Here is a 14,192-nt window from a genome sequence, read left to right on the forward strand (position 1 = left end):
AAGGCAAGAGCGACCCTTACCTGTGCAGCCAAGGCTGAGTGAGATCCATATCGATACGGCTCAGGGAGCAGGAGCTCTACGGGAAACAAACTCTGAGATGCCAGGTGACTCGGTCAAGAGTGCTCTTGACTGTGGTAGGGATTGGAATTCATGTCCTTGTCGTTTCAGCTGATGACTGGTATGTGACATTGCAGTGGAAGGCTGCTTCGCTCGGACCGGTCGGATCATGGAATGACATAACCTCAAGAAAAAACAGGAACATTTGACTCCGGGTTGTCGGCGAAAATTGCTCCCCTGGCCCGCAGGTTCATCCTTGTAGATTCGGAAACCCCCTTATTGTCACAAAAGACAGTCCCATCGACAGAAGCTGTAGATAGATCAATATCTGACATATCTACCCTTGAAAGCATGGCTTGGCTGAGGTTGGTCCCGCTTAGGTCGGCCCCGCGGAGGTTGGCCCCATTGAGATTTGCCTTGCTGAGGTCGGCCATGGTGAGGTCGGCCCAGCTGAGGTTAGCCTCGTTGAGCTTGGACCCACGGAGCGCGGCCTTGCTGAGGTCGGCCCAACTGAGGTTGGCCCCACTGAGGTCGGACTCCAGAATGTGGGCCTCTTTGAGTTTGGCCCCATTGATTTTGGCCCCGCTGAGGTCGGCTTCAATGATTTTGGCCTCGAAGAGCGTTGCTGAGCGGAGGGTTGTACCGATGAGTTTGGCCTTGCTGAGGTCGGCCATAGTGAGGTCGGCCTTGGTAAGGTCGGCCCAACTGAGATCGGCCTCACGGAGCCTTGCCAACTTAAGGCTGGAACCGCTCATGTTGGCCCCGTGGAGGTTGACCCCGTGGAGATTCGCCTCGAAGAGGTTGACTTCGAGGAGGATCAGGGGTGAGCGATAAGGAGTTTCCCAATCTAAACTGTCGTTCCAAATTGTGGCCCCCTCAAGGTCGGCCCAGCTGAGGTCGGCACCACTGAGGTCGGCGCCTCTGAGCTTGGCAAATTTAAGGCTGGTGCCCCTTAGATTTGCTCCCCTGAGGTTGGCACCTTTGAGGTTGGTCTCGCCAAGATCGGCATCATGAAAATCAGCGTCTGACAAGTCAGAGCAATGGAGATCTATCTGACGTAAGAAAGCCCCAGCAAAATCCACTCTGGGATTCAAACCAGCAATTATGGCGAGCTCGATAAGATCGGAGGTGTCGGCCGAAAGAACTGCCGCTATCTTGGTCTCGAGATCACTATCATCGCTTTCGGGAGATCCGATAACCATTATTCCTGCTCTCCGGCGGTGAAGCCTGCTGAAAACTTGCCGCAGCTCAATGGAGATATCACTTTGTCCATTTCTAATAGCTTCTTGACCAAGAGTAAGTCTATAACGGCGAGCTTGTTGCGTTCCATTTCTATTGGAGGCCAAATTGCACCAGAGCCGCGAACGAAAAGATCCTTTGGCATAAATTCAAAGGATAAAATGGCTTCCCAATTCTCCGAATGGATGGAAACTGACCCTAGTTCCTCTTCTTGTATAGTTCCAAGAAGAGGAGTTTTCAATGGGTCTAGGCTTCGGAATACCCATGCTGGCTTATCAGCTGAACCAGAGCAGGAAATAGTGTTGAATATTGCAGCTGATTTCTTCGTATCTTTCGTAGCGTGCTTTGCGCCCGCTTTGGTGCCACTTGAATATCCCAACGTAAATTGTTGCTCACTAGCGCTTTCAGATGAGACTTCTTCTGTCCTCGAACGTACCAACTCCCCGCATAGCCTGCGATCTTTCAATGCCATTCCAGCGTTGTTAAAGATGATGCGAAGCACGCCTGCTCTTAAGCTAAAGACAACTGGAAACCCTCCTGCGAGGATGTGTTCTTGTTCAAAAAACGAAAGTGAAAGGTAGATCTTGGCGTTGCCCTGCGGTGCTTCCGGTATTTCTGCATACACCTCAATGTTAAGGCAGTCAGGATGGAAGTTATTGATATTGACCTTATGCCTTGTGCATTTCTTTCTAAATAGCATGTTAATTATGCTTGATGGTTTTAAGAAGGAGTGCTAGTCTCATCGAATGGTCTGGAGTTTTCGTCAAGATCCGTGGATTCTTTATCTATAACCCAACATTAGCACCTTCCTTCCACGATAACTTTCCCCGATCAGGGTGAGGAGCCCTCCTTCACCATCGGCCACATGCCTGGCTTTGGTTTGCCGCTAGTTAGTTCATGGTTTCCTCAGGGCGCCCCCCGGGGGAGGAGTCGGACAGCACCGCCAGTTCGATACGTCCATCAGGGAAGCCATAATTCGCTCACATGGCCTCCAGGAACCCGAGATCACGAGAAGCCAGGCCTGGATTATCCTTCGACAGGCCGGTCCCCACTCCGTGGGCGGAAGGGTCGTAATCCTTCCTGTCAGTCACTGTCCCAAGACCTCACGTCCCATTCATCGCCAACCCAAGGCCCGACTGACACTGATCGGTCGGTCACGCTTGATCCGCCGGAGCATCTCGATGAGGGCGTCCTGCTGATTGCACCTACTCTCAGGCTTCCACTACTGGCCCAAGGGCACTGGCCTGATCCAACGTTCTCGGGGGGCAGCCGTACCTAGCGGGCCTGTTCACCAGCTCTTACCCAGTGGACGCAGCAGTTGGTTAACCATGGGAGCCCAGGGAAGGTAAAACTATAGATAGGATTGTCGGCGGCGATCTCTTGGAGCGTCTTGCGGCCACATATCGCTTCCATGGGGCCCTTAGCCTTGTACTCGGGGCTGTGGGTGAGGCGTTTGCTCATGTGTGGGAGCCTATGTGAGAGGCGGCAACCAGCCTCTGAAGTTGAAGATGGACCATATCTAGAAAAAGGACATCATCTGAATGTCCATCATTGTTGTTCGTTTATGACCTCCTGGTCCCAGACAATAGTCTGATCCACGTTTGCATGATACCAATCGACGTCACTTCCTTCAAAGAAGTAACCATAAGGCACTGATTGAGCACGTGCTCTCATCCATTCCCGAATCAGTTCAGTGCACAGCTGTCTATTCTGACGAAAGACTAGAATACTTTCTAGATTCTGTGATGCCGATGGAGCGAGGTTGAAGCTGCCGTATATTGCTGACAATTCTAGCCTATCCACTAGTTCAGAAATGCTGCGCCTACCATTGGCATCTGCGATCTGACTTGGATTGGATAAGCGAAGTAAATGGTCATTTAGCGGCAGTCCATTCGGGTCGTTATGCTTAATGCCTATCATAAACTTATGGTGCATTAGCGCAGGGTATCTAAGTCCAGCAGGAAGATAGTAAAATACATAAACTGGTGACTTAATGCACTCCAGAAGAAATTGATGAATCGCTTCATTGTCAGCTAGTTCGGGGTTGCCCGCATCAAGGAACTCACCTATGAACTCGTCGATTGCATTTGGGAATGCCTTCATTGCAGAGTATGCGAGAAGAACTCTATTCCTCTTATCGGGATCCTTGGAGTCAGGCTTCATCCAGTCTTCACCATTGACCACAAAGTTGCAGAATTGCAATCTACCAAGTCGATCTAGGATCTGCTGCTCCCAGAGATGATATTGACAACCAATTACGCCGTCCTGCTCATCAAGCCACTCTGTGATTGCTTCATAACAGTCGAATCTCAGCTGAGGCTCTAGCGATCGACCAGGGTCATGGAGATCTCTTTGATAGAGCTGCACCCTCGTCAGTCGTTCTTGATTATAGTTAATGACACCATCGTTAGCCCCTCCTGTTCTAGGCGTTCGCGCAGCCATACTCAGCAATAGAAGGTCACTATGAGATACATGCTACCAGCCAGGTTCAACATATAGCAGCTCGAAATGCGTAATGATGCGATATCAGGCATGTCCGGGCTGGCCCTGATGAAGTTTGGGCTGGTGAGAGCCAAGCTGGCCTCACCTGTCCGCCCTGCCATAGCTTGCCAGCGACCGATGCCCAGGCCCTTTGGTCAGTGAGATCGTGTGCTGGGGGAAGGGGGGCAGGAAGGGAAATGAACCTTGTCCCTGTCCGGCCACGGGAACCCTGTAACCAGTCCTCCCACTCCACCACCATGACCCGCTACCTTTGGCACTTCGATGCTGATGGCTGGCCCCTCGAACGCATCGACACCGAGACCGGCGAGCACGTCCCTGTCTTCACTGGCGGGCCAGAGGAGTCGCTCTCCCCCGAGGAAGGTGGGCGGACCTTGGCCTGCTCCATTCCGAAGGTCTCGGGGGTGGATTGGGACTTCAGTGGTCAAGGAGACACTTGTGGGGATTAGGCGCTCATCATCTGATCAGAGTGGTGAGTCACCATGACGATGATGAATTGACACCCTCCATGTGGACCTAAAACCTCATCGGCCACGTCTCACTCGTCCTCATCGGCTCCGCCAACAGGAATCAGCCGGATCTGTTTCCGCCCGAGCTTGATCTCGAACTCATCGCCTGGCTTGAGATCGAGCATGGCGGTGTAAGCCTTGCCCACCAGCAGGTTGCCGTTGCCCTGCACCGTGGCGATGTAGCTCAGGCGGCGGCCTCCCCTGCCTTTGCCGTTGACGCCACCGTCGCCAAGGCTGACACCCTTGGCCTCCAGCAGGGCCTCGTAGAAGGCAGTGAAGTTCAGCCGTTCGCAGCCATCCTTCTTGGTGCTGATATAGCCGGCGGCTCGAACCAGGTCGGATTTGGAGGCATCGCCGAGCTCCTTGACTTTGGCGAGGAGATCGGATCCTGTGAGGGGCATGAATCTAAGGCGTCTATAGAGGCAAGGTAACGTCCTGGATGAACCACGCAAGCCTGAGAAGATTGTGCGGATGGCCGTCCCTATGCATGCGAACTCTCGAGGGTCTCTGGAGCTGGTGCTACCCCGAGAACTTTCTCTCTGGGAAATGACAGTCGCCAGTAGAGCGATCTTGCTCAGGCTGAGCTGGGCATAGGGGTGAGTGTGCTCGGGGGAGTCTGGCGATGTCGGGGGACTGGCAAACAGTGATGAACCTCAAGAGGTCCCGGGTTCGTACTCGGGTGAGTGGGCTGAGATGGCGCGGCTGAGTAGGGGATGCGGGAGGGGCAGCTGGCGGGGCCGATCATCGTGGTTAACCAGCTGTGCGGGTCCCCACCCCCCACACCCCCGAGGACGTTCCAGCGTTGCATCAACGGATAGCTTCCTCCTCAGCCTCACTTCGATTGGGCGCACCGACTGGTCGGCCGCGATCTCTTGGAGCGTCTTGCGAACCCTGATCGCCTCCATAGCAACCTTGGGCTTGAACAAGTGGCTGGGGGAGGGTGACGTTTGCTCTACGGGTGAAGTCTCCCTATCAGGGAGGTAGCCCGCCTCAGAGGACAACGATGGGCCCTGTCCAGAAGGCCCAGTCCACCTGAAGCACGCGCTGAGAAAGACCAGCTGTTGACAGTTCCGTAAGAAGCACTAGCAAATAGGGGAGATCTGACGTCAGCCCATGGCCCTTACGGAAGCAGACCTGCCCCTAGCCAGCAGTGCTGTCCAGCGGGTCCTTGAGTTGGGCGTCTCGGGGGACAAGGATCAAGAGAAGTTTCTGGGGAACCTCTCCGCGCTGGCATCGCGTAACGGAGATCTCTGGCTGGGTGGCGATGAAGGAAACAGTCTTTATCAGTTGAAGGATGTCGGTGAGGAGCACTATGGCGACCCCATCGAGGTGGATCTCAAGGATTATGGCCTAGCCGACGGCGATGACGATGAAGATGGCGAATCGGATATCGAGGGTCTGGCCTTCGATGGTGATCGGCTCTGGTTGGTGGGCTCTCACAGCCTGCGGCGCCGCAAGCACGACGAGAACGAGAACCCGCTAAGGCTATACAGCAAGAAGAAGCAGAGCACCAACGCTCATGTGCTCGGCTGCCTGCGCTTGGATGAAAACGGACAGCCGGTGGCAGGGCAGCGATTGGCTTTCGATTCGGAGGCGCGCTGTGACGCCCTTACCCACGCCCTGGAAGATGATCCGCTCATCTCTCCGTTCCTTTCGACCCCCAGCAAGGAAAACGGTCTCGACATCGAAGGTATCGCCGCCCGTGGCTCCCGGGTGCTGGTTGGGCTGCGGGGGCCGATCCTGCGGGGTATCGCCCTGGTGCTCGACCTGCAGATGGGCGGGCTTGATGGCGATGGTCCCACACTCACCCTGGACGACCATCACGTCCGCTACCTCTCCATCGGCGGCCTGGCGGTACGCGATCTAGCCGTGGTGCCAGGAAGTGACGACGTCTTGATCCTCGCTGGGCCGACGATGACCCAGGTGGGCCCCTGTTTTATCTACCGCTGGGGAAAGGCTCTCAGTGCAGCCAGGAAGGAGCCCGATCCGGACGTCATCACTCTGGAGACGGTGGAGCCTCTGCTGTGGATCCGTGATGGGCGTTCCGGTAAAGCCAAAGAGGGCAGTGACAAGCCAGAAGGCTTGGAGGTGCAACCACATGGTGGCCGTCTGCTGGCTTGGGTGGCCTATGACGACCCCACCAAGGCTCGTCGGAAGGGAAAGGGTGCCAGAACCCGCCTCGATGGCTTTGTGTTGCCGGAATGATTCGGCTCGACATAGAAGTAATTCACTGGGCAAGCTTGCCTATCCCGGGCACTACATTGACTGGGCTCCTTCCTACGAGCGGAGAACACGTAAAGATGTGTAGCGATTAACAGGCTCTTAAAGTTGAATTCGTAGCATCGGCATACTTAACTGTTGAGAGCGTTTCATGACTGGCTACGACGAGTCTTTTCTCTCCGGAATTGTGCTGCCCATCCCTAAGTTCAGAACTGAACTAACCGCGGAACTTTTACGCAAGGGGAAGGTCTTTCATTATCCGAACTATTCCGTTGTCATGAATGGCTCGCCAGGCAAGCGATCGCCAGTGATTGTATGCCTGAACATCGACCAAGGACAGCTAAAGGAGACAAAGAGAAAGAACAACTGGCGTATTGACCCAAGGATCGGGGTAACTCATCAGCTTGACAATGACTACTACGAGAAGAATCCATGGGACAAGGGGCACATGGCACGTCGGGCTTCCGCCGCATGGGGAGGTACAGCAAGAGATGCACAGTATGCATCGGACGAAACATTCTATTATTCCAATAGCACCCTTCAGCATGCAAATCTAAATCAGGATGAATGGTTAGGACTGGAAGACTGGGTTCATCAACTAGATTTGGACAAAGATGGGAGAATAACATCCATGTGCGGTCCAATTTATGGAAGCTATGATCGGACTGTTAGCCCGTCTGGTCGGCAGATCGCGCTAGTTCCTGCTGGGTTCTTCAAAATAGTTTGCTTCATTAACAAGGAAACTGACAAGCTAGACGTTCGTGCCTTTATCATGTATCAAGACGCGAAGGCATTAGCTGACAAGAGCGGACGCAATAGATATGACAACCAAACCTATCAGGTCACTATCACCGAGATCGAAGAGAAAACAGGGTTAATGTTCGAAGACTCGATCTTTCAAGCAAATCCACTATACTTCTCCGACACCAATACAACCCCAGAAGAGAATGTCATCATCCTCCCAGAAGAGATAGAAGTTGCTAAGCCTCAAGACCTCATCGCAGCAGGGGACAAGCGGCAGACGGTTTTGGACGATATTGTTGATATCTTTATCGCTGTTGCCATGCCTGACCCTCCCGGTGATGATGCAGGTAATGAGTGGGTCTCATTAATTAACTTGGGAAGTGAGACGGTGGATCTAACGGGCTGGAAGCTCTGTGATAAGTCCGACAATGAGATTCTCATAGATTCCATTATTGCTGATGCAGCCTCTCGTTCTCTAAGCCCTGGAGAATCCCTTGTCCTCAAAGGCCTTGAGCCACTTAAGCTAGCAAATAAGGGTGGAGTGATCAAGCTCTTCAACGCTGCCAACGAGCGGATTGACTGGGTGAACTATACGAAGAAGATGGTGTCGCCAGGCAAACCAGTGCATTTTTTGGCGCCACGAAACACGTTGGAAGTGATGTAGGCAATAGATGAAGTTCTACGATTATTTCCGGCGTATGTTACGGCATGGCTCGCTGGCAGGATGGTTTGTTGGTAAATCCATCGTCTCCTGATTTCTCCGTCCATTCAACATTTTTGGTAACTGACACCTGAACTGCGGCAGGGGCGCCAAATTTCTAGCAGGTCCTAGATCTAGTGCACCAAATGCCCGAGGGCGATCGCTCAGAACGCCACGTAACGAGAGATCGCATCAATGGCAACCCTGGCCTTGAACTCGATGCAGTGGGTCCGGCTCATACTTTTCAGTTGCAGAACCTCTTCAAGGGTGGTGAGCAATCACAGAGAATGTCGACTTGGGCTGTCCAGCAATACCAGTCAACCCCTGAAGCGGCCAATATCCTCGTGTTAGTAAACAACATACTGAGACTAGATAACTAGAAAGCAAGAAACTCAGAGTCTACTTATAGGGATTTTTGCAGTGGACACATGCAAGCGAATACGCTAGCCCTCAGACCACTGGCAATGCTAGAAAGAACCAAGGTCTAGAAGAGAAAAGCCCCAAAAGAGCAGAGGGCAAAGTGAAGGAGAATGCAAAGTATCTTGAAAGCTTACGGTTAGAATGCAATCTCTCTAAGTATTTCTTGAGTCGGATTTCGTCCGCCCTTTCCTTCCCATGGAGCAGTTGATTGATGCCATGCTTCGTTCCATACAATGGAGGTGTGAACAGCTTGTTAGCAATCTCGTCGGCAAGGCTCATAGTCTTCGGTTCATGCAGGAGATCCAGAGACAGATTTGTCAAGTATCGTCAACTTACACAAGGCAAGTCAAATTGACAATTCTGGAGACTGCGTTGGGACCTGTAGACAGGGCCGCTTTCGCTGAGCACCCGTCGGCAATCGATTCCCAGTCTGACGAACCAAGCCACCAATTCACTCAAGAAGCCCACCGTGGTCGGAGCCTACTCGTCAGCTAAGACCTTTACGTAAGACAGGCAGGTGGCGTCATCCACTGCAAACTGCACCTTCTCGTAGCCCCGCCCGAGGAGCTTCCCTAGCGTGGATCACCGGTGATCCGGTGCCCAACACGGTTGAACCGGGCCAGCTGTTTGATGTCGACATGGATCATGTCGCCCGGTTGCTCCCACTGGTATCGCTGCACCGGCGGCTTGGGGTCGAGGTTCCGCAGCCGACTCAGCCCCAGGCGCCGCATCGCCCGGGCCAGGGTGCTGATCGGCACCAGCAGCAGCCGGGCGATTCTATGGAGGGTGCAGCGCTGGTGCCTGAGGTCCACGGCCTGCTGCAGTTGCGGCGGATCGAGCGTCCGCCGCTGGGTACGGCGCAAGCTGCGACGATCCGCCAGTGCTGTTACACCACCCTCTAGGTATCGGGCCAGCCACATGTAGGTGCTGCGCAGGCTTATGCCGGCTTGCGCTGCCAAGGGCTTGAGTGGTACGCCCTTATCAAGAGGCCGACGGATGATGCGTTCCCGACTGATGGGCTTCAGACAGGCCAGTGTGTGGCTATGCATGGATGGTGAGGTCTTGGGACGGGAGGTGACACCCCGACACTGGTGACCTCACACCCAATCGTCAGATTAACAACGTAGTGGTTCTACACACTTAAGCGACAGAAACGTGATAGGGTTTCCTCACATGCTCAGCCGGAGCATGCTGGCGCGACAACAACGCTGATTGATGCCGCCCCTCATTCCGGGGGATGTGAGAATTCAGGCCCACCGGATTGAGGCCGATGGGGGCGAAGACAGCGGATTTAAGACCGACTACCCCCAAACCATTCAGGAAAAGCCCATGTGGATGTTTGCACCCACTGCCAACCTAAAGGATTTTGAGCGTGTCCCCGGCCTCACGGAAGCCTGGAGCGACTTCATTAGTGACCAGTATGAAACCAACCTCTACGGCAAACCCAGCGATCGTGTCGAATCAGCACTCGAAGAACTGCAACGGTGGGGACGCTCTGACAGCGATTTGCGGGTCTACAACCCGGCTTCGATGCCCATTCCGGATCCTTCTCCATTGCGAAATGTCACCTGGTCGGCATTGCCCACCAGCTTTGATGAGCAATTCAATACAGTTCGCGAAAGGCTGACCTTTTTGGATACTCCGCAGCTTTTTAATGCCTCCCTACGAACCCGTATCCAGGATGAATACTGCGAATGGGTCGTCCAGCGCAATCCCAGTGGTGCCATTACCGAGGTCCTCTTTACCAGTGAACCGCCGGAATATTATGATTTTTTGTTTGTCAAGTCCCAAGCCTCCCGCGATCTTCTGGTGACGCTTTATCGGGAAATCACAGGGGTTGCGTCTATCACCCTCAGTGACCTGGTGGATGCACGGGGGGATTACGACTGGTACAACCGGTATAACAATGAGTATGCGGTTCACATGCAGCAGCCCAACAACACTCTAAGCGCTCAGATCAATATTGTGTCGCGGTCTTGCCTGCTGCGTATCAACAGTCTGGGGACGCCCATTGTGGATGCCCTAGGCCTGATACGCTGTGGGCGCTACGGTGACCCAGCCCGTCAAAGTGACCCTCGCATTGGAAGTGCCATCAATACCTTCACCCGTGAAAACCGGTTCATCACCCTCGAAAATCCGGTGGGACTGTATATGAGCGGTGTAGACTGGAACGGCTGGGAAACTCCAGACGGTACCCCTGCCCAAACCTTTTGGAGCGTGCTGCGGGGCACCCAAAACGCTGACCCAAACCTCTCATACATCGCCAGGGCGCGGTTTGCCGTGCCGCCAGAGATGGGCTACACCGTCTCTGACCTCAAAATTGGCGGCGAACCCATTGAGTTTGGTGCCCAGATTGCGGCTCGCCTAAACATCCGCGTGGGAGTTTACGTCAGTGATCCGGCGAACGTCCCGCCGCCCCGTGCGATTGGCTGTACAGGCACGACGCCGTTTCCCCTAGCCAGCGGGGGACTGTCGATGGCGATGTCTTCTGGAGGCGGTGGCACCCGTACGGGGGGAGGTCAGTAGATGATAGAAGAACCTGTTTTGGCGCTTGATGACATTCAAGGGGATATCATTCCCGGATTTAAGAAGGACAGCCAGCATTTCTTGTTTTTTCGCATTGTCGATCCAGTTCTCGCCAAGCGCTGGCTCCACGGCCTTGCACCGCGCCTGTCCACTGCGACGGAGGTGTTGGCGGCGCATGCCCTTTGGAAACAGATGCGATGTCGGCTGGGGCGCGACCCGGATACCCTTGATTATCTCCTCCTGAACTGTGCGATTTCAGCCCAAGGATTGAGGATGTTGGGGGTTCCCGATGTGGATCTCTTCGATGATATTGCTTTTAAGTTGGGACTCGAAGCCCGCGCTACTTCCATTGGCGATCCGCCTAAGGGTAGCGGTCTTCCCGGTGCGCCTGAGACTTGGCTGTTTGGGTCAGGCGATCGTCGTCCTGACGTTCTCTTGATCCTGGCAGCAGACGACCTGGACTGGGTTCTGAGCGCTGAGCAAACGCTCATTGCCGAGGCTCAGCAGCAGGGCTTGGAATGGATTCATGGCGATCGCGGACGAGTGCGTCCCGGTGCGATGGCAGGCCACGAACACTTTGGTTTTAAGGATGGTATTTCCCAGCCCGCCATTCGGGGTCGCAAAGGAGAGGGTGCTGAAGATTATCTGGAACCGCGCATCTGGCCTGCAGATCCTGCCTTTGATCCAGAGCGGAGCCGATTTGCCGCCCCCGGCCGTCCCTTGGTGTGGCCGGGACACTTTCTGTTTGGCTATCCGCGCCAGCTACGAGACAATCCCGAAACCCCGCGATCTAACTCCCACCCTGTCGGGCCCGACTGGTCGACAAATGGCTCTTTTTTGACCTATCGGCGCTTGAACCAGGACGTACTGAAGTTCCGTGACTTTATTGAAGCCACCACTGAAGTCTTTCGTCATAATGGGTTTGATCCAAACCTAACCCCAGAACGAATGGGGGCGCTGTTTGTGGGTCGGTGGGCATCCGGCTGGCCTATTGCCCGCGATCCGTTGACTGATCGCGGCAGTAGTGCGGGCGAAAACTACTTCCGGTTTGTGGAAGCCACCACAGTCCCTTTGCCGGATGACCCCCTACCCCTGAATGTTGCGGATCCAGGCGGGCAGATTTGTCCCTTTGCGGCTCATATCCGCAAAGTCAATCCCCGGGATGACGACACCGATCTGGGTCCGAAGGAGCGCACCTTCCAAAAGTACATTATACGACGGGGCATTACCTTCGGCCCGGAGGTGGACGAACAGCCCGAGGCAGAGCGGGGGTTAATCTTTGCTGCTTTCCAGTCTTCGATTGTGGATCAATTTGAATTTCTAATGAATGACTGGGTGAATGATGCCGATAAACCTCACAGTAATAGTGGAGTCGATCCGATTCTCAGCACCCGCACGAACACGACCATCCAGCTCGTGCGAGATAATCAACCCTTTCCCTGCCCTGTTTCTGGCGGATGGATCACCGCTAGCGGCGGCGAATACTTCTTTGCCCCCTCAATTCTGTTTTTTGCTCGTACCTTGGCCTGAGGAAGCTCTGGGGAGCGTTCCGCGTTTCGGCGGTAGCGGCTACCCGTGCGGCAGCCGGCAGGTTGCGATGTATGCGTCGATACCCTGATCGGCGCAGACCTTGACGTTGTCCTCTCTCCAGTAGCCCGCATCAATCGTCATCACCGTGGGCACCTCTCCGGCGTTGGTGCCGATGTGCTGCATCATGGTTTCCAGGTGCTCCACATCCGGTGGCTGGTCGCTCACGCCCACCGCCAGGATCACCTGATGGTCGCTGTCCAACGCCACCTGACAGGTGTAGCCCTGCAGATAGGTGCCGCCTAATTGCATCAGATGGCTGTCGGCATCGGTGAAATTCCGCTGGCTCTTCTTAGTTGGCGTGCCGTCGGCTTTCCTGGCCAGACGACGGCGTGGCATCGCATCAGCAGCGAGCGGTTCCAGATCCGGAGGCTCCAGGCCGGCTCTCTCAGCTGCCTCGAGGGCCTTCTCTCTGGCGGCCTTGGCCTTGGCGGCGGGTGCCACGGTTTTGTTATTCAACTCGGCCTGCTCAGCAGCGGGTGCATCGGCCTCGAGTGCAGCCGCCGCTTTGGCGCTGGCTTCCTCTGCTTCCTCCTGCCGCTGCCTTGCAGCAGCCGCAGCGGTCTACGCTTCCATCTCCTGAAACGCTTGGCGGATCCTTGCCAGGCGACTCTGCTTACGCCGCGGTCAATCAGGCAGATCACTGCCGGGATTCTCCTTGCCGTATGTCAAGCGACATTGAATACCGAGCCACTGGCGACATCGAAAAGTGAGCCACCTCCGGCCCGGTTCGGGCCGGAGGTTTGGTGGCGGTTTCGTGTCCTTGCCTGTGGTTGCTCATGGTTTCTGCGATGGCGTGATGGTTCTGCGTCGTTGCTGCTGGTCCTCAGTCCCCCTTGGCAGCAATCGGCGGTGAGGTCCCGCCCGTCTGCGGGCGAAACAGGCCTGAGCGGCGCTTTTCCCTGAGCCGGTAGCTGTCGCCGCGGATCGTCACCACATGGCTGTGTTGCAGCAGCCGATCAAGGATTGCGGCAGCTACGACCTGATCGCCGAACACCTCGTCCCACTCCTCGACGGGGCGGTTGGAGCTGATCAGCACGCTGCCCTGCTCGTAGCGCCTGGAGATCAGCTGGAAGAACAGGTGCCCTGCCTGGGGTTCGAGCGGCAGGTAACCCAGCTCATCGACGACCAGCAGTTTCGGCTTGCTGTACTGCGCCAGCCGCATCTCCAGGTTCCCCTGCTGCTGGCCTTTGACCAGGGAGCCGAGCAGCTCCATCGCCGTGGTGAACTGCACCGTGTAGCCCCGGCTCACCGCCTCACGGCCCAGGGCCACCTCCAGGTGGGTCTTGCCCACACCGGGCGGACCCAGCAGCACCACGTTGTCACCATTGGCGACCCAGCGGCAGGTGGCCAGATCGCGGATCTTGGCTGGATCGATCGACGGCTGGGCCTCGAACTCAAAGCTCTCCAGCGTGCGCACAAAGGGGAAGTGGGCGATGGTCATCGCCATCGCCAGCCGCCGCTGCTCCTTGCTTGCCACCTCGGCAGCGCAGAGCCAGGCCAGGGCCTCGCGCAGGTTCAGTTGCCGCCGGGCCGCTTCCTCCAGTAGCCCATCGAGCTGCTCGCGGATGGCACCGAGCCGCAGGCGGCTGAGCATCCCGTCGAGATCCTCCACCAGCTGAGCGATGTCGCTCGCCTCAGCGGCAGCAAAGCCGCTCGCCGTGGACACGGTTTCAGGTAGCGGTTGTTTG

The 14,192-nt window shown here is 55.5% G+C and carries 11 protein-coding genes; 4 read left to right on the top strand and 7 right to left on the bottom strand.

Annotated elements, in window-relative coordinates:
- Positions 1-242 precede the first annotated feature (242 nt).
- From CJZ86_RS06485 to CJZ86_RS06500, 4 genes are all read right to left on the bottom strand, one after another.
- A complete protein-coding gene (locus CJZ86_RS06485; protein ID WP_094585136.1) occupies positions 243-1,259 on the bottom strand; it encodes a pentapeptide repeat-containing protein in 1,017 nt (338 codons plus the stop codon).
- Positions 1,259-1,996 carry a hypothetical protein gene (locus tag CJZ86_RS16565; protein WP_143594064.1) on the bottom strand — a complete coding sequence of 246 codons (738 nt, stop codon included), beginning with the start codon at positions 1,994-1,996 and terminating at the stop codon, positions 1,259-1,261. Before CJZ86_RS16565 ends, CJZ86_RS06485 begins: the two co-directional genes overlap by 1 nt.
- An 848-nt stretch (positions 1,997-2,844) precedes the next feature.
- On the bottom strand, positions 2,845-3,663 hold the full coding sequence (locus tag CJZ86_RS16570) for a hypothetical protein (RefSeq protein ID WP_233133879.1): 819 nt from the start codon (positions 3,661-3,663) through the stop codon (positions 2,845-2,847).
- Between the two features lie 670 nt (positions 3,664-4,333).
- On the bottom strand, positions 4,334-4,705 hold the full coding sequence (locus CJZ86_RS06500; RefSeq protein ID WP_094585139.1) for an AbrB family transcriptional regulator: 372 nt from the start codon (positions 4,703-4,705) through the stop codon (positions 4,334-4,336).
- Positions 4,706-5,417: 712 nt separating this feature from the next.
- On the opposite strand from CJZ86_RS06500, the gene CJZ86_RS06505 reads away from it, so the two are divergent.
- Together CJZ86_RS06505 and CJZ86_RS06510 are read left to right on the top strand one after the other, a co-directional pair.
- Positions 5,418-6,509 carry a DUF3616 domain-containing protein gene (locus CJZ86_RS06505; protein ID WP_094585140.1) on the top strand — a complete coding sequence of 364 codons (1,092 nt, stop codon included), beginning with the start codon at positions 5,418-5,420 and terminating at the stop codon, positions 6,507-6,509.
- A gap of 166 nt (positions 6,510-6,675) precedes the next feature.
- Entirely contained in the window at positions 6,676-7,932 is a 1,257-nt protein-coding gene (locus CJZ86_RS06510) for a DNA/RNA non-specific endonuclease (protein ID WP_094585141.1), read from the top strand.
- Positions 7,933-8,960: 1,028 nt separating this feature from the next.
- Here CJZ86_RS06510 and CJZ86_RS06515 read toward each other — a convergent pair.
- Positions 8,961-9,437: a helix-turn-helix domain-containing protein gene (locus CJZ86_RS06515; protein ID WP_233133880.1), complete on the bottom strand. Its 477-nt coding sequence runs from the start codon at positions 9,435-9,437 to the stop codon at positions 8,961-8,963.
- Positions 9,438-9,603: 166 nt separating this feature from the next.
- Here CJZ86_RS06515 and CJZ86_RS16575 point away from each other — a divergent pair, with 166 nt between their 5' ends.
- Together CJZ86_RS16575 and CJZ86_RS06520 are read left to right on the top strand one after the other, a co-directional pair.
- Positions 9,604-10,914: a DUF8225 domain-containing protein gene (locus CJZ86_RS16575; RefSeq protein WP_143594066.1), complete on the top strand. Its 1,311-nt coding sequence runs from the start codon at positions 9,604-9,606 to the stop codon at positions 10,912-10,914.
- A complete protein-coding gene (locus CJZ86_RS06520) occupies positions 10,915-12,444 on the top strand; it encodes a Dyp-type peroxidase (protein WP_094585142.1) in 1,530 nt (509 codons plus the stop codon).
- Between the two features lie 39 nt (positions 12,445-12,483).
- Here CJZ86_RS06520 and CJZ86_RS16580 read toward each other — a convergent pair whose 3' ends face one another.
- Both CJZ86_RS16580 and istB read right to left on the bottom strand, forming a co-directional pair.
- Positions 12,484-12,960 carry a transposase gene (locus CJZ86_RS16580; protein ID WP_233133881.1) on the bottom strand — a complete coding sequence of 159 codons (477 nt, stop codon included), beginning with the start codon at positions 12,958-12,960 and terminating at the stop codon, positions 12,484-12,486.
- A gap of 367 nt (positions 12,961-13,327) precedes the next feature.
- Positions 13,328-14,170, bottom strand: a complete 843-nt coding sequence (istB, locus tag CJZ86_RS06530) for an IS21-like element helper ATPase IstB (RefSeq protein ID WP_286145697.1) — start codon at positions 14,168-14,170, stop codon at positions 13,328-13,330.
- Between the last annotated feature and the right edge of the window lie 22 nt (positions 14,171-14,192).

Source organism: Synechococcus sp. BO 8801 (genome assembly GCF_002252675.1).
GTDB lineage: Bacteria > Cyanobacteriota > Cyanobacteriia > PCC-6307 > Cyanobiaceae > Cyanobium.

Bases quoted from the DNA above. Each gene is read 5' to 3' on its own strand.
- CJZ86_RS06520 (WP_094585142.1), top strand. From the start codon at position 10,915: ATGATAGAAGAACCTGTTTTGGCGCTTGATGACATTCAAGGGGATATC.
- CJZ86_RS16575 (WP_143594066.1), top strand. From the start codon at position 9,604: ATGCCGCCCCTCATTCCGGGGGATGTGAGAATTCAGGCCCACCGGATT.
- CJZ86_RS06485 (WP_094585136.1), bottom strand. From the start codon at position 1,259: ATGGTTATCGGATCTCCCGAAAGCGATGATAGTGATCTCGAGACCAAG.
- CJZ86_RS06500 (WP_094585139.1), bottom strand. From the start codon at position 4,705: ATGCCCCTCACAGGATCCGATCTCCTCGCCAAAGTCAAGGAGCTCGGC.
- CJZ86_RS16565 (WP_143594064.1), bottom strand. From the start codon at position 1,996: ATGCTATTTAGAAAGAAATGCACAAGGCATAAGGTCAATATCAATAAC.
- CJZ86_RS06505 (WP_094585140.1), top strand. From the start codon at position 5,418: ATGGCCCTTACGGAAGCAGACCTGCCCCTAGCCAGCAGTGCTGTCCAG.
- CJZ86_RS06515 (WP_233133880.1), bottom strand. From the start codon at position 9,437: ATGCATAGCCACACACTGGCCTGTCTGAAGCCCATCAGTCGGGAACGC.
- CJZ86_RS06510 (WP_094585141.1), top strand. From the start codon at position 6,676: ATGACTGGCTACGACGAGTCTTTTCTCTCCGGAATTGTGCTGCCCATC.